Source organism: Streptomyces sp. NPDC126510, assembly GCF_040302345.1.
In the GTDB taxonomy this organism is placed as follows: Bacteria; Actinomycetota; Actinomycetes; order Streptomycetales; family Streptomycetaceae; genus Streptomyces.
Genome location: NZ_JBEORR010000007.1, coordinates 258398 through 281851, shown reverse-complemented (window position 1 = coordinate 281851; position 23454 = coordinate 258398). Strand labels below are relative to the sequence as shown.

The following is a 23454-nucleotide window of genomic DNA, read 5'->3' as shown; positions in this document are numbered from 1 at the left end:
CCTAGCCGCACGGGGTTCCGTGCGGCACGTCTTACCGTGTTGCCTGCTCGGCAACTGTCGTCTGCTCGACGTACTGGCGCAACGCCTTTGTGTCGAGCGGTCCCGGGACGCGCAGTGCCCTCGGGAACGCCCGGCGGCGTACCGCCTGGTCGAGACAGACCGGTGCGGGGTGTACGTACGCACCCCGGCCGGGCAGCGTACCGCGTGGATCAGGGACGCACGCGTCCTTGATCGCTACGATCCGCAGCAGTTCGGCCTTGGCCGCTCGCTCCCGACACCCCACACAGGTGCGTTCAGGGCATGCGCGGGCGCGCGTCCGGCCAGACACTGCTAAGTCTACCTCCCCGTACGCTCCTCACCCCTTTGGGGCAGGATTCGAACAGTTGCCGCGCAGGAACCTGTCGTGATCTGAACGGCGCGCGGCTTGGATCTATTCCTCGGAACCGGCCGCGGCAGGTTCGGTGTCCGGGCGGATGTCGATCCGCCAGCCGGTCAGCCGGGCCGCGAGGCGGGCGTTCTGCCCCTCCTTGCCGATGGCCAGGGACAGCTGGTAGTCGGGCACGGTCACCCGGGCCGACCGCGTCGCCATGTCCACGATCTCCACCTTGGAGACCCGGGCCGGGGACAGCGCGTTCGCCACCATGTCGCCCGGGTCGTCCGACCAGTCGACGATGTCGATCTTCTCACCGTTCAGCTCGCCCATGACGTTGCGCACACGGCCGCCCATGGGGCCGATGCAGGCGCCCTTGGCGTTCAGGCCGGAGCGGGTGGACCGGACGGCGATCTTCGTGCGGTGACCGGCCTCGCGGGCGATCGCGGCGATCTCCACCGATCCGTCGGCGATCTCCGGCACCTCCAGGGCGAAGAGCTTCTTCACCAGGTTGGGATGCGTGCGCGAGAGGGTGACGGAGGGCCCGCGGACGCCCTTGGCCACCCGGACGACGTAGGTGCGCAGGCGCATGCCGTGGGGGTAGGTCTCCCCCGGCACCTGCTCCTGTACGGGCAGGATGGCCTCGAGCTTGCCGATGTCGACGAGCACGTTCTTCGGGTCGCGGCCCTGCTGGACCACTCCGGTGACGATGTCGCCCTCGCGGCCGGCGTACTCGCCGAGCGTCGCGTCGTCCTCGGCGTCGCGCAGGCGCTGCAGGATGACCTGCTTGGCCGTGGTGGCGGCGATACGGCCGAAACCGGACGGGGTGTCGTCGAACTCGCGGGCCTCCTGGCCCTCCTCCAGGTCGTCGGGGTCCTCCTTCGCCCACACGGTCACATGGCCGGTCTCCCGGTTGAGCTCCACGCGCGCGTGACGGCGGCTTCCCTCGGTGCGGTGGTAGGCGATGAGGAGGGCCGACTCGATCGCCTCGACCAGCAGGTCGAAGGAGATCTCCTTCTCCCGAACCAAGCCCCGCAGGGCGCTCATGTCGATGTCCACGGCTACGCCTCCTCTTCCTTCTTGTCCTTGCGGCTGAACTCGACCTGGACACGCGCCCGGGCGATGTCGTCGAACGCGATCCTGCGCGCGGTGGCCTTACGGCCCTTCACGCCGGGCACCTCGGTGTCGACACCCTCGTCGTCGACCTTCAGGATCCTGGCGACCAGCTCGCCGCCCTCGGCCAGCTGGAACTTCACCAGCCGGTCCGTGGCGCGAACGTAGTGGCGGTGTTCCGTGAGGAGGCGCTCCGCACCCGGGGTGCCGACCTCGAGGGTGTACTCGCCCTCGCCCATCGCGTCCGTCTCGTCGAGCTTCGCCGAGAGCGCGCGGCTCACATCGGCGATCTGGTCCAGGTCGGCGCCCGTGTCCGAGTCGACGACGACGCGCAGCACACGCTTGCGTCCGACGGAGTCCACCTCGATCTCCTCGAGATCCAGGCCCTGGGAGCTGACGAGCGGGTCCAGTAGCTCTCGCAGCCTCTCGCTCTGGGTGGTGCTCATCCGGGTGACTCCTCGGCCGCGTGTGCTGTTGTGGGATGGGTCGCGTGTCTGGTCAAAGGGTATCCGGTCGCGGGGAGTGTTGCCGTCCACCCGGTCACGAACGGTGCCGCTGAGTGATGCCGTGCCACGCCCCGGGTACCGTGATCACGGGCGCGCAGCCCTTGCGGTCCCCTCATTCTCGAATCTTTCTCGAATATTTCTCGACACGAGCCCCGAGGACGTCTGACGTGCCGTTCCCCCCATCGCCGCGTACCCGCTCGGGGCCGCGCAGAAGGAGTCTGTTCGCCGTCGCCCCGGCGGCCCTCGCCCTGACGGGCTGCACCGGCGGGGACTCCGGTGGCCCGGCCGCAGACGGCACGGCGGCCGCCGACCGGGCACGCGCGCGTGCGGCCCGCGACAGCGCGGAGCTGGTGGAGCGCTACGACGCGGTGATCGCCGCCCGGCCGGGGCTCGCGGGCCGGCTGCGGCCGCTGCGCGAGGAGGTCGTACGGCACACGCAGGCGTTCGGCGGTGGCCGAAAAGCATCGCCTTCGGTGTCCCCGTCGGCCTCCCCATCGCCGTCCGCGGCCGTGCCGGGGAACGACAAGGACGCCCTGGCCGGGCTCGCCGCGGCGGAGCGGGAGCTCGCCGACCGGCGGGTCAAGGCGCTGGGCGGGGTTCCGGGCGAGCTGGCGCGGCTGCTGGCGTCGGCGGCGGCGGCCGGGGCGGCGCATGTGTATCTGCTGACGGAGGGCGGCGCGTGAGCGAGGAGAAGGACCGGGAGCTGCGTGCTCTGCAGGCGGCGCTGGCGGCCGAGCACGCGGCGGTCTACGGATACGGCGTCGTCGGCGGGCGGATCGGCGACGGGCGGCGTACCGAGGCGGTCACGGCGTACGACGCGCACCGGGCGCGCAGGGACGCCCTGGTGCGCGAGGTGAAGGACCTGGGGGGCCGGCCGGTGGCCGCGTCGGCCGGTTACGCGCTGCCCTTCCAGGTGCCGGACGCGGCGGCCGCCGTGCGGCTCGCCGCCGAGCTGGAGGACCGGGTGGCCGGGGTGTACGCCGACCTGGTGCGTGCGGCGGGCGGCGGGCGGCGGGCCCAGGCCGCCGAGGCGCTGCGGGAGGCGGCGGTGCGGGCGGTGCGCTGGCGCGGCGAGAGCGTAGCCTTCCCTGGGCTCGCCGAGCGGGCCGGCACGGCCCCGCCCTCGGCGGCGCCGACGGCGTGACCCGCGCGGGGCACGCACCGCGGACAGCACGAAGGGAAAGACTCGCGCATGGTTTTCGAACCGCCGAAGCGTCTGGTGAGGGCGCTCGGTGAGACGGCACCGGACGGTGACGACTGGCTGGAGAAGCTGCCCGAGGCGGCGCGGCAGGCCGTTGCGCTACGCGAGTTGACCGTGGAGCGGGTGCAGGTGCCCGGTGGGCGCAGCAGCCTGGTCGTGCTGGTGCGGGCGGCCGACGGGACACCCGCCGTACTCAAGCTGGCGCCGGGCCGGGCGCGTCCGGAGGCGGAGCGGGCCGCGCTCGCGCACTGGGCCGGGCGGGGTGCCGTACAGCTGGTCGAACCCGTGTCGACGGAGGGCGTGCTGCTGCTGGAGCGGCTGCATCCGGATGTGTCGGTGCGGTCGCTGCCGGAGGCGAAGGCGCTGCTGGAGGCGGCGGGAACGCTGCGGCGGCTGTGGGTGGAGCCGCCCGCCGACTTCCCCTTCGAGACGGTCGCCGAGCGGACCGGGCGGCAGGCCGAGGCGATGCGGGCGCGGGCCCGGGCCGAGCCGGAGGTTGCCGCGCTGGTCGATCTGGCGCTCGTGGCGCGCGAGGAGTTGCTGGCCGCGCCGCCCGAGCACCGGCTGCTGCACGGCACGTTCCGGCAGAGCAAGGTACTCGGCGGTGAGCGGATGCCGTGGCTGGCCGTGGGGCCGGACCCGGTGGTCGGAGAGTGCGCCTTCGATCTGGCCCGGCTGGTCCGGGACCGGGTGGAGGACCTGATCGCCCAGCCGTCCGGCGCGGCGACGACCCGGCGCCGGGTGAAGCGGCTCGCCGAGTCCCTGGACGTGGACCAGGACCGGCTGCGGGGCTGGACGCTGTTCCGGGCCGTGGAGTCGGGCGTACGGGCGGGGCGGGTCGGACGGCCGCGGGATGCGGAGCTGTTGCTGGAGTTCGCCGGCTGGCTGTGAGCGCTCCGCCTCCGGGGCGCTCACAGCGGCATCGACGCCGGCCATGGGCCGTTGCCGCGTCGCAACGGCCCTCCCGGGGCTACGCCGTGAGGCGGGCGACGGCCTCCTCGACCGTCAGCTCCTCGCGCTCGCCGGTGCGGCGGTCCTTCAGTTCCACCACGCCGTCGGCCGCGCGCCGTCCGGCCACGAGGATCTGCGGTACGCCGATCAGCTCGGAGTCCGTGAACTTGACGCCCGGGGAGACGCCGGGGCGGTCGTCGACCAGGACGCGCACACCGGCCGCGGCCAGCTTCTGGGAGATGTCCAGGGCCAGTTCGGTCTGGAGGGCCTTGCCGGCGGCGACCACGTGGACGTCGGCCGGGGCGACCTCGGCGGGCCAGCACAGGCCCTTGTCGTCGGCGCTCTGCTCGGCGAGGGCGGCCACCGCGCGGGAGACGCCGATGCCGTAGGAGCCCATGGTGACGCGGACCGGCTTGCCGTTCTGGCCGAGGACGTCGAGCTTGAGGGCGTCGGCGTACTTGCGGCCCAGCTGGAAGATGTGGCCGATCTCGATGGCGCGGTCCAGGACCAGCCCCGTGCCGCACTTCGGGCAGGGGTCGCCCTCCTGCACGACCACGACGTCGACGTAGGTGTCGACCTCGAAGTCACGGCCCGCGACGACGTTCTTGGCGTGGGTGCCGGCCTTGTTGGCGCCGGTGATCCAGGCCGTGCCGGGGGCGACGCGCGGGTCGGCGATGTACGTGACCTTGTCCAGGCCCCGCGGTCCGACGTAGCCGCGGACCAGGTCGGGGCGGGCGGCGAAGTCCGTCTCGGTGACCAGCTCGACAGCCGCCGGGGCGAAGTGTGCCTCGACCTTGTCCATGTCGACCTCGCGGTCCCCGGGGACACCGACGGCGACGATCTCGCCGTCGACCTTCACGAGGAGGTTCTTCAGCGTGGCCGAGGCCGGGACGCCGAGGTGGGCGGCGAGGGTCTCGATGGTCGGGGTGTCGGGGGTGGGGATGTCCTCGGCGGCCGGCACGTCCGAGGCGTCGACGGGCTTCAACTCGTACGTGATCGCCTCGGTGTTGGCGGCGAAGTCGCAGTTGGGGCAGTCGGCGAAGGTGTCCTCGCCGGCCTCGGCCGGGGCCAGGAACTCCTCGGACTTGGAGCCGCCCATCGCACCGGCCGTCGCTGCGCAGATGCGGTAGTCGAGGCCCAGGCGCGCGAAGATCTTCTGGTAGGCCTCACGGTGCAGGGCGTAGGACTTCGCGAGGCCCTCGTCCTCGGTGTCGAAGGAGTAGGAGTCCTTCATCAGGAACTCGCGGCCGCGCAGGATGCCGGCGCGGGGCCGGGCCTCGTCGCGGTACTTGTTCTGGATCTGGTACAGGATGACCGGCAGGTCCTTGTAGGAGGACGCCTGGTCCTTCACCAGGAGGGTGAAGATCTCCTCGTGGGTGGGGCCGAGGAGGTAGTCGCCGCCCTTGCGGTCCTGCAGCCGGAACAGCTCGGGGCCGTACTCGTCCCAGCGGCCGGTGGCCTCGTAGGGCTCGCGCGGGAGGATGGCGGGGAGCAGGACCTCCTGGGCGCCGACGGCGTCCATCTCCTCGCGGACGATCCGCTCGACGTTGGCCAGCACCTTCTTGCCGAGGGGCAGCCAGCTCCAGACGCCGGCGGCGGTGCGACGTACGTAGCCGGCGCGGACGAGGAGCTTGTGGCTGAGGACCTCGGCGTCCGCCGGGTCGTCGCGCAACGTCTTCGCCAACAACTGGGACATGCGCTGGACCGGTGCGTTTGCCATGGTTCCTCTGCTCCTGCTGCTGGGGGTCCCCCGCTCGAGCGGAGCCGAGAGCGGGGGAAGGTGATGGCAGGAGGTTATCCGGGGGGTGCGCGAGGGTGGAAATCGGTTATGCGCGGCGCAGGGGCAGGGGGGCGCCCATCACGGCGTACGGCTTCGGCGCACTGGGGAAGAGCACCTGGCGGGCCAGGTCCTGGTAGCCAAGGGAGCGGTAGAGGGCGCGGGCCGGGCTGTCGGTGTCGATCGCGGAGAGGATCGAGCGGGGTTCGTCGGCGCCGTCGGTGATCGTGGTGATCAGGGAGCGGCCCAGGCCGCGGTTCTGGTACGCCGGGTGGACGTGCAGTTCGGTGATCACGAAGGAGTCGTCGAGCCAGTGGTCGTTGTGCTGGGCGCGGAGGTAGGGCTCGACGACGGTGGACCACCAGTGGGTGCGGTCGTTGGGCATGCCGTAGACGAAGCCGACCAGGCGTTCGGCGGTGCTGGCGCCGAGGGCCCTGGCGCCCGGGTAGGTCATGTGGCGCAGGACGATCTGGCGGCGGACGGCCACCTCGTCCGGGCCCAGGCCGAAGGCCACGGCCTGGACGGCCAGCGCTTCGTCCACGTGGGCGGAGAGGTCGAGTGGGCCGATCACCAGGTCCATGGCGGGGAGCCTACAGGGGGGTTCCCGTTCCGTGCCGGGTGCAGGCCGGATGTGGCTGAGCGCGCAGTTCCCCGCGCCCCTGAGGGCGGTTCAGAACAGGACGCTCATGAAAGCTCCCACTTCCCGGAAGCCCACCCTCTGGTAGGCCCTCCTGGCCGGAGTGTTGAAGTCGTTGACGTACAGGCTGACCACGGGGGCGACGTCGGCCAGGGCGTAGCGCAGGACCGCCGCCATGCCGGGAGCCGCCATGCCGGTGCCCCGGTATTCGGGGGCCACCCAGACGCCCTGGATCTGGCAGGCGCGGTCCGTCGCGGCGCCGATCTCGGCCTTGAAGACGACCTTGCCGTCCGCGTCGAAGCGGGCGAAGGCGCGGCCGGAGCCGACGAGTTCGGCGACGCGGGCCTGGTAGAGCAGGCCGCCGTCGCCGGCCAGCGGGGAGACGCCGACCTCTTCGGTGAACATCGCCACGCACGCCGGCATGATCGTCTCCATCTCGTCCTTGCGGACGCGACGGACGTAGGGGTCCGGGGTGATGCCGTCCGGGAGGCGGTCGGTGACCATGAGCGGCTGGTGGCGGCGGACGTCGCGGGCCGGGCCCCACTGGGGTTCCAGGAGCCGCCACAGGTCGGATGTGGCACCGGAGGGGCCGACGATGGAGGAGCAGCGGCGACCGGCCCGGCGGGCTCGGTCGGCGAAGGCGCGCACGGCGCGCGGGCCCGCACAGATCGGGACCAGGTTGGCGCCGGCGTAGCAGAGGGAGGTGAGTATGCCGTCCTCGTACCAGCCCCACATCTCACCGCCGAGCCGCCACGGGTCGAGTCCGGCGATCTGGACGCGGGACGTCACGAAGGCGTTCGCGACCGGCTCGCGGTCGAGGACGGCGAGCGCGGCGTCCAGGTCGCTCGGTTCGAGGACCCGTGAGGTGGTCTGCGTCAACACGTGCGGGCCTCACGAACTGGGGTTGCTGGTCTCCGCACTATAGCTGCGCCGCTTGGGGCAACGCCTGGGAGCTCGGGGGGAACGGTTCGGCAGCGAGTGCGGGTTCGACGTGGCCGGGCGCGCGGTTCCCCGCGCCCCTGAAAGACGGGGCACTGGGAAACCGCCGATGCCAAGGGATCAGCCCGCGACCGCCACCGACGGTTCGCCCGAGATCACGCCGTCCTTCTCCATCTGCTCGGCGAGCTTCATGGCCTCTTCGATGAGGGTCTCCACGATCTTGGACTCGGGGACGGTCTTGATGACCTCGCCCTTGACGAAGATCTGGCCCTTGCCGTTGCCGGAGGCGACGCCGAGGTCGGCCTCGCGGGCCTCGCCGGGGCCGTTCACGACGCAGCCCATGACGGCGACGCGGAGCGGGACCTCCATGCCGGTGAGGCCGGCAGTGACCTCTTCGGCGAGCTTGTAGACGTCGACCTGGGCGCGGCCGCAGGACGGGCAGGAGACGATCTCCAGGCCGCGCTCCTTGAGGTTCAGGGACTCCAGGATCTGGATGCCGACCTTGACCTCCTCGGCCGGCGGCGCGGACAGCGAGACGCGGATCGTGTCGCCGATGCCCTGGGAGAGCAGGGCGCCGAAGGCGACGGCCGACTTGATCGTGCCCTGGAAGGCCGGGCCCGCCTCCGTGACGCCGAGGTGCAGCGGGTAGTCGCACTGGGCGGCGAGCTGCTTGTAGGCCTCGATCATGACGACCGGGTCGTTGTGCTTGACGGAGATCTTGATGTCGCGGAAGTCGTGCTCCTCGAAGAGCGACGCCTCCCACAGGGCCGACTCGACCAGGGCCTCGGGGGTCGCCTTGCCGTACTTCTGGAGCAGGCGCCGGTCGAGGGAGCCGGCGTTGACGCCGATACGGATCGGGGTGCCGTGGTCCCGGGCCGCCTTGGCGATCTCCTTGACCTTGTCGTCGAACTGCTTGATGTTGCCGGGGTTGACGCGGACCGCCGCACAGCCGGCCTCGATGGCCGCGAAGACGTACTTCGGCTGGAAGTGGATGTCGGCGATGACCGGGATCTGCGACTTGCGGGCGATGGTCGCGAGGGCGTCGGCGTCGTCCTGGGTCGGGCAGGCGACCCGGACGATCTGGCAGCCGGAGGCGGTGAGCTCGGCGATCTGCTGGAGGGTCGCGCCGATGTCGGAGGTGCGCGTCGTGGTCATCGACTGCACCGACACGGGGGCGTCTCCGCCGACGGCCACGGATCCGACCTGGATCTTGCGGCTCTTCCGGCGCTCGGCGAGCTTGGTCGGAACGGACGGCATGCCGAGAGAAATCGCAGTCATCTGCTGTGCAACCCCAAGTCGTGGATCAAGGTCCGGTCCCGTGAGCAGCGGGCTCCGAGCTTCGAGATTACGGCACATGCCTCGGGGCGAGCACATCCCACCCGCCGTGCCACCCAATGGGAGGCGGCCCGGCGAAAAGCCTGCCGGGCCGCCGTGAACGCCGTATGACTAGGAGATTTTCACCGGGTTGACGACGTCTGCGATCAGAACCAGGATCGTGAAGCAGATGAAGATCCCGGCGACGACGTAGGCGACCGGCATGAGCTTCGCCACGTCGAAGGGGCCCGGGTCCGGCCGGCGCAGCACCTTGGCCGTGTTGCGGCGCAGCGACTCCCACAACGCGCCCGCGATGTGACCGCCGTCGAGCGGCAGCAGCGGGAGCATGTTGAACAGGAACAGCGAGAGGTTGAAGCCGGCGACCAGCATCAGGGCCATGGCCAGCTGCTGGGTGGGCGGGATGTCGAGGGTGAAGATCTCACCGCCGACGCGGGCCGCGCCGACCACGCCCATCGGGGAGTCGGCCTCGCGCGGGGCGCCGTCGAAGGCCGCGTTCCACAGGGCCGGGACCTTGCCGGGGAGGGCGGCGAGGGAGTCGACGGCCTCGCCGATGCGGTCCCCCATCCAGGTCACGGAGTCGCCGAAGTCCTGCTTGACCACGCCGGTGGCGGCGCTGAAGCCGAGGAAGCCGGCCTGGACGTACTGACCCTCGACGATCTGGCCGCTCGCGTCCTTCTTGGCGACCCGGTTGGTGGCGATCTTCGCGTGCAGGGTGACGTCCTGGCCCTTGCGGTCGACGACGATCGGCACCTCCTTGCCGGGGGTGGCGCGGATCAGGTCGGACAGCTTGTTCCAGTCGTCGGTCTTCACGCCGTCGAAGGAGACGATCTTGTCGCCGGCCTTGAGGCCCGCGGCGGCGGCGGGGGCGGCCGGGTCGCCCTTCTCGCACTTGTCGCGGTTCTCGTTCTGCGCGATGACGCACTGGGAGACCGAACTGACCGTGGTGGTCTGCTGGGTGATGCCGAAGCCCATCAGGACGGTGAGGAAGAGCGCCACCGCGAGGACGAGGTTCATGAAGGGGCCCGCGAACATCACGATCACGCGCTTCCAGGGAGCGCGTGTGTAGAACATGCGCTTCTCGTCGCCCGGCTGGAGTTCCTCGTAGGCGGCGGTGCGGGCGTCCTCGATCATGCCGCGCCAGGGGGAGGTGGAGCGGGCCTCCATGCGGCCGTCGGGGCCGGGCGGGAACATGCCGATCATGCGGATGTAGCCGCCGAACGGGATGGCCTTGATGCCGTACTCCGTCTCGCCCCTGTTGCGCGAGAAGATCGTGGGGCCGAAGCCGACCATGTACTGCGGCACGCGGATGCCGAAGAGCTTGGCGGTGGACAGGTGCCCCAGCTCGTGCCACGCGATCGAGACGAGCAGGCCGACCGCGAAGAGGACTATGCCGAGGATGAACATCAGGGTCGTCATGCACGGGCCTCCGCCGTCTGTGCCGCCAGTTCCCGGGCCCGGGTCCGCGCCCAGGTCTCCGCTTCGAGGACGTCCGACACGGTGAGCGAGGTTCCCGTACGCGGGGTGCCGTGCTCCTCGACGACCCGGGTGACGGTGTCCATGATCCCGTTGAAGGGCAGCGCCCCCTGGCGGAACGCCTCCACGCTCTCCTCGTTGGCCGCGTTGAACACCGCCGGGGCGGTGCCCGCGAGCTCGCCGACGTGCCGGGCGAGGTTCACCGAGGGGAAGGCCTCGTTGTCGAGCGGGAAGAACTCCCAGGTCGAGGCCTTGCTCCAGTCGAAGGTGGGGGCCGCGTCGGGCACCCGCTCGGGCCAGCCGAGGCCGATGGCGATGGGCCCGCGCATGTCGGGCGGGGTCGCCTGGGCCAGTGTCGATCCATCCGTGAACTCAACCATCGAGTGGACATACGACTGGGGATGCACGACCACCTCAATGCGGTCGAAGGGAATGTCGTAGAGGAGGTGCGCCTCGATGACCTCCAGGCCCTTGTTGACGAGGGTCGCGGAGTTGATCGTGATGACCGGGCCCATGGCCCAGGTGGGGTGCGCGAGGGCGTCCTCGACGGTGACGCTCGCGAGCTCGGCCTTGCTGCGGCCGCGGAAGGGGCCGCCGGAGGCGGTGACGACCAGCTTGCGGACGTCGGCGCGGGTGCCCGCGGCCAGGGCCTGGAAGAGGGCGGCGTGCTCGGAGTCGACCGGGATGATCTGCCCGGGCTTGGCGAGGGCCTTGACCAGCGGGCCGCCGACGATGAGCGATTCCTTGTTGGCCAGCGCCAGGGTCCGGCCCGCCTCCAGGGCGGCCAGGGTCGGGGCGAGTCCGATGGAGCCGGTGATGCCGTTCAGGACGGTGTGGCACTCGGACGCCGCCAGGTGGGTGGCCGCGTCCGGGCCGGCGAGGAGCTCGGGGAGCGGCTCGCCGGGGCCGTACTGAGCGGTGAGCGCCTCGCGCAGGGCCGGTACGACGTCCTCGCGGGCGACCGCGACCGTCCGCACCCGCAGCCGGTACGCCTGCTCGGCGAGGAGGGCGATGCGGCCGCCGTTGGCCGACAGGCCGGTGACGCGGAAGCGGTGGGGGTTGCGCAGCACGAGGTCGATGGCCTGGGTGCCGATGGACCCGGTGGAGCCGAGGATCACCACGTCCTTCGGGCCACTGCCCGCTACGGGGTCGTAGACGAGGTGCGGGTCGGCGAGGGGGGCTGGACTGTCGCTCATTGCTCCATTGTTGCCGTAAGGCCGGTGTGTGAGGACAGCGCATCCCCTTCCCGGGGGCGCGCGCCATATCGGTGCACGCCCCCAGGAAGGCCGGGTCTACCGGATCGGCCGGTGGAGGTTCTCCTTCCGACTCGGTCCCGGTGTCGCGTCCGCGATCCAGGGGCCCTCGCCCGACGGGTCGACGATGCCCTGCTCCAGCCACTCGTACGTGCCGGACAGGACACCCTTGACGACCTTGCGGTCGAGGTCGTCGGTGTTGGTCCACAGACGGGTGAAGAGCTCCTCGACGCGGATCCTGGCCTGGCGGCAGAAGACGTCGGCCAGCTGGTAGGCCTCCCGGCCGTGGTCGCCCTGGCTGCGCAGGAGCTCGGCCCGCACACAGGACGCGCTCATGGCGAACAGCTCGGCGCCGATGTCGACGATCCGGCCGAGGAAGCCCTGCTTGGACTCCATCCGGCCTTGCCAGCGGGACATGGCGTAGAAGGTGGAGCGGGCCAGCTTGCGGGCGGTGCGCTCGACGTAGCGCAGGTGGCCGGAGAGGTCCACGTCGTGTTTGAACTCGCCGTAGGAGGCCGGGAGCTGGCCGGGGCCCGCGACCAGTTTCGGCAGCCACTTGGCGTAGAAGACGCCCGCGTTCGCGCCGGCCCTGGCCTTGTCGCCCAGGGACTTCTCGGGGTCGATGAGGTCGCCGGCGACCGAGAGGTGGGCGTCGACGGCCTCACGCGCGATCAGCAGGTGCATGATCTCGGTGGAGCCCTCGAAGATGCGGTTGATGCGCAGGTCGCGCAACAGCTGCTCGGCCGGGACGCCGCGCTCTCCGCGGGCCCGCAGGGAGTCGGCCGTCTCGAAACCGCGTCCGCCGCGGATCTGGACCAGCTCGTCGGCCATCGTCCAGGCCATCTCGGAGGCGTACAGCTTGGCGAGGGCGCCTTCGATGCGGATGTCGTTGCGGTCCTCGTCGGCCATCTGGGAGGCCAGGTCGGTCACGGCCTCCAGGGCGAAGGTGGTAGCCGCGATGAAGGAGATCTTCGAGCCGACCGCCTCGTGGTGCGCGACGGGCTTGCCCCACTGCTCGCGGGCCGCCGACCACTCCCGGGCGATCTTCAGGCACCACTTGCCGGCCGCGACGCAGGAGGCCGGCAGCGACAGCCGCCCGGTGTTGAGGGTGGTCAGGGCGATCTTCAGGCCCTGGCCCTCCTCGCCGACGCGGTTGGCCGCGGGGACGCGGACCTGGTGGAAGCGGGTGACGCCGTTCTCGATGCCTCGCAGGCCCATGAAGGCGTTGCGGTTCTCGACGGTGACGCCCGGCGAGTTCGTCTCGACGACGAAGGCCGTGATGCCGCCGCGGTGGCCCTCGGACTTCGGGACCCGGGCCATCACGACCAGCAGGTCGGCGACGACGCCGTTGGTGGTCCACAGTTTCACCCCGTCGAGGACGTAGTCTCCCCCACTCTCGGCTCCGCTCGAGCGGGAGGTGCCCCCATCGTCCGGGATCGCGGTGGTGGCCAGGCGGGCCGGGTCGGAGCCGACGTCGGGCTCGGTGAGCAGGAAGGCGCTGATGTCCGTGCGGGCGCAGCGCGGCAGGAAGCGCTCGCGCTGCTCCTGCGTGCCGAACAGCTTCAGGGGCTGGGGCACGCCGATCGACTGGTGCGCGGAGAGCAGCACGCCGATCGCGGGGCTCGCGGAGCCGGCCAGGGCGAGCGCCTTGTTGTAGTACACCTGCCCGAGGCCGAGCCCGCCGTACTTGGTGTCGATCTTCATGCCGAAGGCGCCGAGCTCCTTCAGGCCGTCGATCACCTCGTCGGGGATCCGGGCCTCGCGCTCGATGAGGGCACCGTCGACCTTGGTCTCGACGAAGTCGCGGAGCTTGGCGAGGAACTCCTCGCCGCGCTGGGCCGCCTCGTCGGCAGGGAGGGGGTGGGGGTGGATGAGGTCGAGCCGGAAGCGGCCGAGGAACAGCTCCTTGGCGAAGCTGGGCTTGCGCCAGTGCTGTTCCCGGGCGGCCTCCGCCACCTCACGGGCCTCCCGCTCGGTGACGGCGGGACGGGAAGAGGGGGTGGTGGAAGCGGACATGAGGGGCACCTCGCCGCAACTAGGAAGATGGAGGATCGTTTCGTTACCGACCAGTGCTACTGGATCGTTGGTACCCGAATCCGGACGCTCCCACCAGTCCTCGCGCGTCCGTTCAGCCGAAGGGGGTGGAGCGTGCCCGGCACTTGTCGGGCGCCTGACGACGGTGTTGCATCGAAGGGTCGTCCCCCTGGCCGGTTCCCGCGTCGAGAGCGCTCACGAAAACCCGCATCGAAGCGCTTCGACTGACTATGGACACTCACTCTCGCTGAAGCTACTGTCGAACCACTCTCACGCACCTTTATCAGCAACGCGCACTGTCGAAGCGCTTCACAAGAACTTGGAGAGCTGGATGGTCACCCTCGCCGAGGTCGCCCAGCACGCCGGAGTCTCGGCGAGCACGGTGAGCTATGTCCTCAGCGGCAAGCGGTCCATCTCCGCGAACACCCGGCAGCGGGTCGAGCGGAGCATCCGCGAGCTCGGGTACCACCCGAACGCCGGGGCCCGCGCCCTGGCCAGCAGCAAGTCGAACATCATCGCGCTCATGGTCCCGCTGCGCACGGACATGTACGTGCCCGTGATGATGGAGATCGCCATCGCCGTGGCGACCTCCGCCCGCGCCCACGGGTACGACGTGCTGCTGCTCACCGGTGAGGAGGGCCCGGACGCGGTGCGCCGCGTGGCCGGCAGCGGGCTCGCCGACGGCATGATCCTCATGGACGTCGAACTCCACGACGAGCGGCTGCCCCTGCTGCGCGCGACGGACCAGCCGTCCGTACTGATCGGGCTGCCCGCCGACACCTCGGGGCTGACCTGCGTCGATCTGGACTTCCGGGCGACGGGCGCACTGTGCGTGGAGCACCTGGCCAAGCAGGGGCACCAGGACATCGCCGTCATCGGGGAGGCCCCGGCCGTCTACGAGCGGCACACGGGCTTCGCCGAGCGCACCCTCGAGGGGCTCCGGTCCCGGTCCCGGGAGCTGGGCGTCAGGCTGCTGCACCGGCCGTGCGAGGGCGGGTACGACGCGATGGCGGTCACCCTCGCCCGGATCCTCGACGAACGCCCGGACACCTCGGGACTGATCGTGCAGAACGAGTCGGCGGTCGAGCCGCTGCTCGCGCTGTTGCGGCAGCAGGGCCGGGCCGTTCCGGAGGACGTGTCGGTGGTCGCGATCTGCCCCGACCAGGTCGCGATGCAGGCCTCGGTGCGGCTCACGTCGGTGGCCATCCCCGCGCAGGAGATGGGCCGGCACGCCGTGGACCACCTGGTCGCCAAGCTCGACGGGCGCGGCAGCGACGAGGTCGTACTGATCGCGCCCGAGCTGACGGTACGAGGGAGCACGGGTCCGGCGCCGAGCCGGTCGTAGGCGCCCCGTCTCCCACTCGTTCTGAACACCGCCCTGCTCGCGGGGCACCGCCATGCCTGCACCCCATGTCCGCACTCCTCCAGGAGCACAGGAGCACGCGTGAATCAGCCTGTCGAAACCCAGCCCCAGGTGAGTCTGGCGCAGTCCTCCCCGACCGTCGGCACCTTCCGTGAGCGGGGCGGTGCGCTGGAGTGGAGCGGCCGCCAGGAGACCCTCCGGATCGAACCATGGGGTCCGGACGCGGTCCGGGTGCGTGCCCGGCTCGGCGGTCCGGTCCTGGAGGGACTCCCGGGCGCCCTGCTCGACGAGGTTCCCGCGACGCCGGCCACGGTGAAGATCGAGGACGGCACCGGGCTGCTGACCGTCGGTGCGCTCACCGTCGAGGTGAGCGCCGAGGGCCTGATCCGCTTCCTGCGGACGGAGGACTCCGCAGAGATCCTCGCCGAGGACCGCGCCCACTTCTGGTGGCCCGGCTCCCGCCTCTACACGGCCGTCGGCAACGGCCACCACCGCTTGGAGCAGCGCTTCGCCGCCTACGACGACGAGAAGCTCTACGGCCTCGGCCAGCACCAGCACGGCCGCTTCGACCAGAAGGGCCTGGTCCTGGACCTGGTCCAGCGCAACGCCGAGGTCGGCATCCCGGTGCTGACCTCCAGCCGCGGTTACACCCTGCTCTGGAACAACCCGGCGATCGGCCGGGTGGAGCTGGCGCACAACGGCACCCGGTGGGTCGCCGACTCGGCCCGGCAGATCGACTACTGGATCACCGCGGGCGACCCGGCGACCGGCCAGCGCCGCTACAGCGCGGTGACCGGCCGCAGCCCGATGCTGCCGGAGTGGGCGGCGGGCTTCTGGCAGTGCAAGCTGCGCTACCGCACCCAGGACGAGCTCATGGCGGTGGCCCGGGAGTACAAGCGGCGCGGGCTGCCCATCTCGGCGATCGTCTGCGACTTCTTCCACTGGACGCACCTCGGCGAGTGGAAGTTCGACCCGAAGGAGTGGCCCGACCCGGCGGCGATGGTGCGCGAGCTGGACGAGCTCGGCATCAAGCTGGTGGTGAGCGTCTGGCCCTCGGTGTCGCCGCTCAGCGAGAACCACCCGGTCATGGAGCAGCGCGGGTACTTCATCGGCACCCAGTACGGGCCGATGGCGCACGCCGACTGGCCCGACAAGGAGGTCGCCTCCACGGTCCAGGTGGCCTTCTACGACGCCACCAACCCGGACGCCCGGGAGTTCGTGTGGTCGAAGGTGAAGGAGAACTACCTCGACCCGTACGGCATCACGGCGTTCTGGCTGGACGCCTGCGAGCCCGAGCTCAAGCCGGGCTTCCAGGAGAACCTGCGCTACTGGGCGGGGCCGGGCCTGGAGGTCGGCAACGCCTACCCGGCGGAGAACGCCCGCACCTTCCACGAGGGCCTGGCCGCCACCGGCGAGGAGGAGATCGTCACCCTCAACCGCTCGGCCTGGGCGGGCAGTCAGCGCTACGGCGCCGCCCTGTGGTCCGGTGACATCGGCACCGACTTCCCGACCCTGCGCCGCCAGATCGCGGCCGGTCTCAACACGGCCCTGTCGGGCATCCCGTGGTGGAACACCGACATCGGCGGCTTCCACGGCGGCGACCCGGACGACCCGGCCTACCGGGAGGTGATGGTCCGCTGGTTCCAGTTCGGCGCGCTGTCCCCGCTGATGCGGCTGCACGGCTTCCGCGACCCGGGCATGCCGCTCGGCCCGGAGATGACCGGCGGCCCGAACGAGGTCTGGTCGTACGGCGAGGAGGCCGGGGCGATCCTGGAGCGGTACCTGCGGCTGCGCGAGCGGCTGAAGCCGTATGTGCTGGACGTCATGCGCGCCGCCCACGAGGAGGGGCTGCCGGTGATGCGGCCGCTGTTCCTGGAGTTCCCGGACGACCAGACGGCCTGGTCGGTCGACGACTCCTACCTGTTCGGCCCCGACCTGCTGGTCGCGCCGGTACTGACGGCCGGCGCCACGGTCCGTACGGCGTACCTGCCGGCGGGGGCGTCCTGGACGGACGCGTGGACGGGTGAGACGTACGGGGGCGGCCAGGCCGTGACGGTCGACGCCCCGCTGGACCGGATCCCGCTCTTCCTGCGGGACGGGGCACGGCTGCCTGTGGCGGAGTAGCCGTGCCCGAGGGGTGGCCGGATCGATGGAGGTCTTCCGGCCACCCCCGCGTGACGGTCGACCGACTTCTCTCCTGTGCGACACAGGTGAAAGGGCTAGGTTCTCGGCGTGCCCTCGTCTCCGCTCGCCCTCACCCTCGCCGACCTGGCACTGCGGCCCGCCTTCGGCTCCCGCCGGAACCCCGGCCGGATCTTCGACCGGATCGTGGTGGAGGCCGGGGAGGCGCCGGGCGACCGGGAGTTCGTCGACGACTTCCGGGCGCTGCTGGGCTGGTGGGCGCAGGCCGAGCACCTCACTCCGGTCGGCTGGCAGGCCGCGCAGGGGCACGTGCGGCGGCACCTCGCCAACCGGGCGCGGGTGCGGCGGCTGATCGCCGAGCACCCCGAGATCGAGCGGGAGACGGTCGAGCGGCCGGTGTTCGTCGTGGGGCTCCCCCGTACCGCGACCACCGTCACGCACTCCGTGCTGTCGGTCTCGCAGGAGCACCGGTCTCCTCTGCTGTGGGAACTGCTCGCGCCGGACCTGGAGTTGCCGCCCCGGCAGCGGCGCCGGGCGATCGCGGCCGGGCGCCGGATGGTGCGGGGCACGGACCTGTTCGCGCCACGCTTCCGTGACATCCACGCGATGGCCGCCGAAGGCCCCGAGGAGTGCACGTTCGCGCTGCCGCACGCCCTGATGCCGTTCTCCCAGGCCCGGCTCCCCGCGTACCTGGCGTGGCACTGCGAGCGGGACTTCACCGCCGACTACCGGTACCTCAAGCAGGTCTACCAGGTGCTCCAGTACGGCCGGCCGCGGCGGCGCTGGATGCTGAAGTCCCCCATGCACCTGGAGAACCTGGACGCGCTGCTGACGGTGTTCCCCGACGCCACGATCGTGTGGTGCCACCGCGACCCGGTCACCGCCGTGGCGTCCTTCTGCTCCCTGATCGAGCACGGCATGGCCGTCAGCACCCGGCCCGTCGACCTGGCCGGCATCGGAGCCACCTGGCTGAGCCTGCTGAGCCGGGCCATGACGCGCGGTCTCGCGGCCCGGGCGGCCGTCCCGCCGGAGCAGTTGGTGGACGCCCCGTACGCCTGGCTGGGTTCCGACCCGGCGTCCGGCGCGCCGAAGCTCTACGCGGCCGTCGGCGCCCGGTGGACCGAGACCGAGGCGGCCCGGCTTCCCGCGGCCGTCGCCCGCCCGAAGGGCACCCGCAGGCACACCTACGACCTGTCCCGCTACGGCCTCACCCGCGACGCGGTCGAGTCCGCCTTCGCCGAGTACGAAGCGCTGCGGGCCGAGGTCGACCGCGCCTGACGGCACGGCCTGCCCCGGCCCGCCCGACGGGTCAGCTGCTGCTGACCGTCAGGTTGTTGGTGGTGAAGTTCAGCCCGCCGGACGACGAGGTGACCTCGAAGCCGAACTGCACGTCACCGATCGTCTCGTTGCCCATCCACTTCTTGGTGTCCTTGATCCACTTCAGGATCGACAGGATGTTCACGGTGCCGGAGCCGGAGTTGGAGGTGCGGATGAACGAGAACACCTCGTTGGAGCCGTTGGTGCCCTTGAAGACGTTCCAGGAGTGGCCGCCGAGGCTGACCGTGCCCTGCGAGCTGCCGAGCGGGCCCACGGGCCCGGTCTTGTTGACCCAGAGCATGATCTCGTAGTCGTGGTCCGTGTCCCAGATGTCGTACGACGTGTTGTACGCGCCGGACGACGGGACGCTGACGTTGTAGCTGCTGGAGAGCGAGCCCAGCGAGGTGATCGACTTGTTGATCGCCTTCGTCTGGTTCGGGTAGGACTTGATGCCGCCCGTGTTGGGGTGGTTGGCCCAGATTCCCCAGTTGGTGCCGGAGTTGGCCCAGATGCACTGGCTGCCGGCGCCGCCGCCCCAGATGTTGTTGTAGAGCGTGTAGCCGTTCAGGTTGGTCTGGCCCCACTGGTCGCAGGTGTTCCAGACGGCGGCGGAGGCGGGGGCGGAGGCGAGACCGATCGTGGCGCCGAGCGCCAGGGCGGGGGCCAGCAGGGCCTTGGTGACCCTGCTCAGCGTGCGTGATGCCATGGTGTCCCTTCCATGGGTGGGGGGATTGCGGAGGTGGGGGTTCACCACGCCCTCAGCGCGAGGACGCGGTCTTCTCCGGCGACCGGGCGAGCGGTTCGGCGCCGGTGGAAGTCCTCGAGTCGAGCAGCGGGGGCCGGGGGCCCGGCCGCAGCACCGCCGCCCCGTGGCGGCCGAGGGTGACCCGGTCGGTGACGTCCGTACCGGTCAGCAGGTCGTGGTGGGTGCCGGGCACCTCGACGGTCACCGGTTCACGGCCGTGGTTGAGCACGAACAGCACCTCGCCCCGGCGTACGGCCTCGACCTGCTCGGGCAGGCCGTCGAGCACCGGCCGGACACCCGCGCCGGCGGCGATCGAGGCCAGCAGACCGCGGAGCGCATCCGGCTCCGGAAGGGTGGAGACGTACCAGGCGCGGCCCTTGTTCAGGACGGCGGGCATGCCGTCCAGTTCACCGCCCTTGTAGCAGGTCGTGTCATCGGGATCGGCGGGCTCGATCTCCTCGGACCACAGCGTGCCCCGGAAGCCCTCGCACGCCACGCTCTCCCCCGCGTCCAGCGGCCACCACTCGTGCAGGGTGCGGATGCCGAACAGGGCGCGCAGCCGGGCGTCCATGCCGCCGGGGCGCACGCGGTCGTCCTCGTCGGCGACACCGGTGAGGAAGCCGCAGACGAGGGTGCCGCCCTGCCCCGCGTAGGCGAGGAGGTTGCCGATCGCGGCGTCCGTGAGGGCGTACAACTGCGGTACGACGACCACCGGGTACCGCGTCAGGTCGTGCTCGGGGTGGGCGAAGTCGGTGGTGAGGTGGGCCTGCCACAGGGCCCGGTGCCAGGCGCGCAGCACGTCCGGGTACTCCACCCGGTTGGAGAGGCGGCCGTCCTGGGCACCGGCCCACCAGGAGTGCCAGTCGTGCAGGACGGCGACGCTCGCGGTGAGGTGCCGCCCGGTCACCTCGGGGGCTATCCGTTCCAGGTCGGCGCCGAGCCGCTTGACCTCCTGGTACGTCCGGCCCTCCGCCCCCGCGTGACTGACCATGCCGGAGTGGAACTTCTCCGCGCCCTGCCGGGACTGCCGCCATTGGAAGTAGCAGACGGCGTCGGCACCCCGGGCCACCGCCTGGAGGGACCACAGCCGGTTGAGACCGCGTGGCTTGGGGTGGTTCACGCCACGCCAGTTGACCGGCCCGGCCGCCTGTTCCATCAGCATCCAGGGCCCGCGGGCCTGGGAGCGGGTCATGTCCTGGACGAGGGCGCCGTGCTGTGCGCCGAGCGGATCACGCGGGTCGGGGTAGAGGTCGACCGAGACGACGTCCTCCTCCTCGGCCCAGCGCCAGGCGTCCTGCCCGGACCACAGCGGCATGAAGTTGCTGGTGACCGGCAGGTGCGGGGTGTGCCGCCGGACGATGTCCCGCTCGGCGGTGTAACACTCCAGGAGCATGTCGGAGGTGAACCGGCGGAAGTCCAGGACCTGGCCGGGGTTGCGCATGTAGTGGGGAAGGCGGGGCGGCAGGATGCCGTCCCAGGTGTCGTAGCCCTGGCTCCAGAAGGCTGTGCCCCAGGCGGTGTTGAGGGCGTCGAGCGTGCCGTACCTCTCGCGCAGCCAGCGGCGGAAGGCGGCCGCGGCCTCGTCGCCGTGGTCGTAGGTGCAGTACTCGTTGTTGATGTGCCACATCGTGAGGGCCGGGTGGCCGCCGTACCGGGCGGCCAGGTCCTCGGTGATGGCGGCGGCGTAGCGCCGGTAGGTGGCGCTGGAGTGCGAGAAGTGCTGCCGGCCGCCCCACCACTCGGTGCGGCCGTCCTCGGTGACGGGCAGGGTGTCGGGGTGCAGCCGGCCCATCCAGGGCGGGGGCGAGGAGGTGGGCGTGGCGAGGACGACGCCGATGCCGCTGTCGTGCATCAGGTCCATCAACGTGTCCAGCCAGCCGAACTCCCGTGCCCCCGGCTCCGGTTCGAGCGTCGACCAGGAGAACACCCCGAGGGTGACGGAGTTGACGCCGGCGTCCTTCATCAGCCGGACGTCCTCGTGCCAGGTCTCCTCGGGCCACTGCTCCGGGTTGTAGTCGCCGCCGAAGAGGAGCCGGCCCCGGGTGGCGTCGCCCAGCCCGGGCCGTTTCCCTTCGCTCACCGGACGGGGTCCCCGTACTGCACGCCGCGTCCGTTCGTGGCGATGTAGACGCGTCCGTACACGCGCGGGTCACCGGTGATGGCGGCTCCGGTCCAGCCCCACTGGTGCCGGTCGTCGTTGATCCGCGTCCAGGTCTTCGCCTCGTCGTCGGAGCGGTACACGGCGGTGATGCTCTCGACCGAGCCGACCATGTAGATCGCCGGGTAGGAGGCGCCCTCCGCGGCCTTGCCGAAGCCGAGGGTGTACGACGCCCAGCAGCTGCTCACCTTGGTGAAGGTCGCGCCGCCGTCGGTCGATCGGTACAGCCCGTTCCACTTGAGGCTCAGCCACAGGTCACCGGAGCGCCCCGGCGCCGCGACCAGCTGGAACTCGGTGTCGCCGGAGTCCAGGCCGGTGGCCCGCGCGGTGAAGGTGCGGCCGCTGTCCGTGCCGGCGAAGAGCGTGCCGGTCGTGGTGTCGAAGGCGTAGAAGCGGGCCGGGTCGACGGGGTCCGCGACCGGCTTGGCGCCCTTCGGGAAGGTGGCGGTCTCGGACCAGGTGACGCCGTTGTCCGCCGAGCGGTAGGAGGGGTCCGCCGTGCCGAAGGACCACAGCAGCACGCTGCCGTCGGCGTTGGCGGCGATCGGGCCGGGCGCGGACTTGGCGACAGCGGGCTGGGTCGTGAAGGGCGCCCAGGTCCGGCCGCCGTCGTTGGAGAAGGCGCCGTTGCCGTGGTCCCCCCAGCCGGACCGGACCACGTACGACGGTCTCGCCGCGGCCAGCGACAGGCCGGTCGCCGTGCTGAACACCGGGTTCGTCGCCATGCCGCGCGAGGGCGACGCCGTGAGCCGCTCGTGGTACATCACGCCGACGTCCCCGCATCCGCTGAGCAGGTGCGCCGTGCCGGTCGGGGGCGAGATCAGGTGCCGCGCGGACGCCTCCTCCACTCCGCGGATCTGCGGGGCCCAGTGCCTGAGGTCACGGGTGCCGTAGAGGGTGGCGCCGGTGCCGTACACGACATGCCGGGAGTCGTACGGGTCGAGCCCGACGGCCTGGATCCACCAGCCGAACTTGGGCTTGTCGGCGCCGAAGGTGAGGTAGGGCGTCTCGGAGACGTCGAGGACGGCCTTTTCCTTGAGGGACGTCCAGGTGCGGCCGCCGTCGGTGGTCCGGTAGACGGTGTCCACCAGCGACCAGCGGTTGTTGGTGGCGACGACGACGGTGCCCGGGCGCCGGGCGTCCACGGCGACACCGCCGTAGGCGAAGGAGTCGGTCCCGCCGTCGCCCGTGGGCCCGCCGGGCTTCACCGGCGTGACCTCGGTCCACTTCCCGGTCGTCGTCCGCAGCTTGTGCACGCTGCCGTCGGACTGGCCGTTGGGGCCGGGGGCGTCGCCGTAGCTCACGTACAGCTCGCGGGTGTGCCGGTCGTAGGCGGCCCGGACCGGGACCTTGGCGGCGGTGCCGGTGGGCTGCCCGGGGACGGCCTCCCAGGTGGTGCCGTCGGACGTGCGGTACAGGTTGGGCTTCCCGGCGGTGCCGTCGGAGTCGCCCCAGCCGGCGTAGACACTGCGGCCGGCGGCGACCAGGAGGGTGACGCCCTGGCCGGTCGCGCTCGCAGCGGCAGGGAAGCTCACGGCCTTCCAACTGGCTCCCCGGTCGGTCGACTTGAGCAGGCCGTCGTGCCGGGTGCCCAGCCACAGGGTGTCGCTGTCCCGCGGGTCGACGAGCAGCCGTTCACCGCAACCGCGCCCGTCCTCGTTGGCCCCGAGCTTCACGGTGAGGTCGGTGCGCTGCCAGGTCGCTCCCCGGTCCTCGGACCGCAGCACGGCCCCGTTGCCGGCCCAGGACTGCGTGTACGTGCCGAGGGCCAGGTAGACCCGGTCAGGGTGCGCCGGGTCGACGGCCATGGCCTCCACACCGAGCAGGTTCCAGTCGTCCCAGCCGATGTGGTCGGTCAGCGGGATCCACCGGTCGGTCCGGTCGTCCCAGCGGTAGGCCCCGCCGATGTCGGTGCGGAGGTAGGCGAGCCCCTTGACGGAGGGATGGAACAGCACGCCGGTGATGAATCCGGTGCCGCCCTGGACGGCGTTGCGCCAGCGGTAGCCGCTCGGCGCTTCGGGGGCGGCGGCTCGGGCCCGCCCCTGGGTCAGCGGCAGGGTCCCGGCCGCGGCAGCGACCGCGGTCCCGGCGATGACGGCACGTCTGGAGAGGCTGGACGCATGCATGACACACACCTCGG

Annotated in this window: 19 protein-coding genes; 6 read left to right on the top strand and 13 right to left on the bottom strand. The window is 71.5% G+C overall.

The genetic code is table 11. The features are described 5' to 3' along the window. Positions 1 to 31: 31 nt before the first annotated feature. From ABTX60_RS12300 to rimP, 3 genes are all read right to left on the bottom strand, one after another. Entirely contained in the window at positions 32 to 328 is a 297-nt protein-coding gene (locus ABTX60_RS12300) for a YlxR family protein (protein WP_078955822.1), read from the bottom strand. A 102-nt stretch (positions 329 to 430) separates the two neighbouring features. Beyond that, the gene (gene nusA / locus ABTX60_RS12295; protein WP_352096995.1) at positions 431 to 1429 is read right to left on the bottom strand and encodes a transcription termination factor NusA; all 999 of its coding nucleotides are present in this window, start codon (positions 1427 to 1429) and stop codon (positions 431 to 433) included. Between the two features lie 2 nt (positions 1430 to 1431). Then, positions 1432 to 1929 carry a ribosome maturation factor RimP gene (gene rimP / locus ABTX60_RS12290; protein ID WP_352096994.1) on the bottom strand — a complete coding sequence of 166 codons (498 nt, stop codon included), beginning with the start codon at positions 1927 to 1929 and terminating at the stop codon, positions 1432 to 1434. 227 nt (positions 1930 to 2156) lie between these two features. Here rimP and ABTX60_RS12285 point away from each other — a divergent pair, with 227 nt between their 5' ends. From ABTX60_RS12285 to ABTX60_RS12275, 3 genes are read left to right on the top strand one after another with little or no spacing between them, the layout of a single operon-like run. After that, positions 2157 to 2672 carry a hypothetical protein gene (locus ABTX60_RS12285; RefSeq protein WP_352096993.1) on the top strand — a complete coding sequence of 172 codons (516 nt, stop codon included), beginning with the start codon at positions 2157 to 2159 and terminating at the stop codon, positions 2670 to 2672. Further along, the gene (locus tag ABTX60_RS12280; protein ID WP_352096992.1) at positions 2669 to 3133 is read left to right on the top strand and encodes a ferritin-like domain-containing protein; all 465 of its coding nucleotides are present in this window, start codon (positions 2669 to 2671) and stop codon (positions 3131 to 3133) included. Before ABTX60_RS12285 ends, ABTX60_RS12280 begins: the two co-directional genes overlap by 4 nt. A gap of 48 nt (positions 3134 to 3181) precedes the next feature. Then, the gene (locus ABTX60_RS12275; protein ID WP_352096991.1) at positions 3182 to 4081 is read left to right on the top strand and encodes an aminoglycoside phosphotransferase family protein; all 900 of its coding nucleotides are present in this window, start codon (positions 3182 to 3184) and stop codon (positions 4079 to 4081) included. A gap of 79 nt (positions 4082 to 4160) precedes the next feature. Here the strand turns inward: ABTX60_RS12275 and ABTX60_RS12270 are convergent, their stop codons facing one another. The 7 genes from ABTX60_RS12270 to ABTX60_RS12240 all read right to left on the bottom strand — a co-directional run bounded on the left by ABTX60_RS12270 (position 4161) and on the right by ABTX60_RS12240 (position 13571). Next, positions 4161 to 5861 (bottom strand): proline--tRNA ligase, encoded by a 1701-nt coding sequence (locus ABTX60_RS12270; RefSeq protein WP_352096990.1) that lies wholly within the window; start codon positions 5859 to 5861, stop codon positions 4161 to 4163. 106 nt (positions 5862 to 5967) lie between these two features. Further along, positions 5968 to 6498, bottom strand: coding sequence for a GNAT family N-acetyltransferase (locus ABTX60_RS12265; protein ID WP_352096989.1), 531 nt, complete (start codon positions 6496 to 6498; stop codon positions 5968 to 5970). 90 nt (positions 6499 to 6588) lie between these two features. Next, positions 6589 to 7437: a GNAT family N-acetyltransferase gene (locus tag ABTX60_RS12260; RefSeq protein WP_352096988.1), complete on the bottom strand. Its 849-nt coding sequence runs from the start codon at positions 7435 to 7437 to the stop codon at positions 6589 to 6591. Positions 7438 to 7614: 177 nt separating this feature from the next. Beyond that, positions 7615 to 8772: a flavodoxin-dependent (E)-4-hydroxy-3-methylbut-2-enyl-diphosphate synthase gene (gene ispG, locus ABTX60_RS12255; protein ID WP_352096987.1), complete on the bottom strand. Its 1158-nt coding sequence runs from the start codon at positions 8770 to 8772 to the stop codon at positions 7615 to 7617. A 168-nt stretch (positions 8773 to 8940) separates the two neighbouring features. Then, positions 8941 to 10245 (bottom strand): M50 family metallopeptidase, encoded by a 1305-nt coding sequence (locus ABTX60_RS12250; RefSeq protein ID WP_502992312.1) that lies wholly within the window; start codon positions 10243 to 10245, stop codon positions 8941 to 8943. Next, a complete protein-coding gene (gene dxr, locus ABTX60_RS12245; RefSeq protein ID WP_352096986.1) occupies positions 10242 to 11498 on the bottom strand; it encodes a 1-deoxy-D-xylulose-5-phosphate reductoisomerase in 1257 nt (418 codons plus the stop codon). The genes ABTX60_RS12250 and dxr overlap by 4 nt, the downstream gene beginning before the upstream one ends. 96 nt (positions 11499 to 11594) lie before the next feature. Continuing rightward, the gene (locus ABTX60_RS12240) at positions 11595 to 13571 is read right to left on the bottom strand and encodes an acyl-CoA dehydrogenase family protein (RefSeq protein ID WP_352096985.1); all 1977 of its coding nucleotides are present in this window, start codon (positions 13569 to 13571) and stop codon (positions 11595 to 11597) included. Positions 13572 to 13920: 349 nt separating this feature from the next. Here ABTX60_RS12240 and ABTX60_RS12235 point away from each other — a divergent pair, with 349 nt between their 5' ends. From ABTX60_RS12235 to ABTX60_RS12225, 3 genes are all read left to right on the top strand, one after another. Then, positions 13921 to 14934 carry a LacI family DNA-binding transcriptional regulator gene (locus tag ABTX60_RS12235; RefSeq protein ID WP_352096984.1) on the top strand — a complete coding sequence of 338 codons (1014 nt, stop codon included), beginning with the start codon at positions 13921 to 13923 and terminating at the stop codon, positions 14932 to 14934. A gap of 99 nt (positions 14935 to 15033) precedes the next feature. Beyond that, positions 15034 to 17076 carry a glycoside hydrolase family 31 protein gene (locus ABTX60_RS12230; protein ID WP_352096983.1) on the top strand — a complete coding sequence of 681 codons (2043 nt, stop codon included), beginning with the start codon at positions 15034 to 15036 and terminating at the stop codon, positions 17074 to 17076. 108 nt (positions 17077 to 17184) lie between these two features. After that, positions 17185 to 18372: a sulfotransferase family protein gene (locus ABTX60_RS12225; protein ID WP_352096982.1), complete on the top strand. Its 1188-nt coding sequence runs from the start codon at positions 17185 to 17187 to the stop codon at positions 18370 to 18372. Positions 18373 to 18403: 31 nt separating this feature from the next. On the opposite strand, the gene ABTX60_RS12220 is transcribed toward ABTX60_RS12225, so the two are convergent. Genes ABTX60_RS12220 through ABTX60_RS12210 form a run of 3 tightly spaced genes read right to left on the bottom strand, consistent with a single transcriptional unit; the run spans position 18404 to position 23440 of the window. Next, positions 18404 to 19117: a glycoside hydrolase family 12 protein gene (locus tag ABTX60_RS12220; protein WP_352096981.1), complete on the bottom strand. Its 714-nt coding sequence runs from the start codon at positions 19115 to 19117 to the stop codon at positions 18404 to 18406. Positions 19118 to 19169: 52 nt separating this feature from the next. Continuing rightward, positions 19170 to 21236, bottom strand: a complete 2067-nt coding sequence (locus ABTX60_RS12215; protein WP_352096980.1) for a beta-galactosidase — start codon at positions 21234 to 21236, stop codon at positions 19170 to 19172. Further along, a complete protein-coding gene (locus ABTX60_RS12210; RefSeq protein ID WP_352096979.1) occupies positions 21233 to 23440 on the bottom strand; it encodes a WD40/YVTN/BNR-like repeat-containing protein in 2208 nt (735 codons plus the stop codon). Before ABTX60_RS12210 ends, ABTX60_RS12215 begins: the two co-directional genes overlap by 4 nt. Between the last annotated feature and the right edge of the window lie 14 nt (positions 23441 to 23454).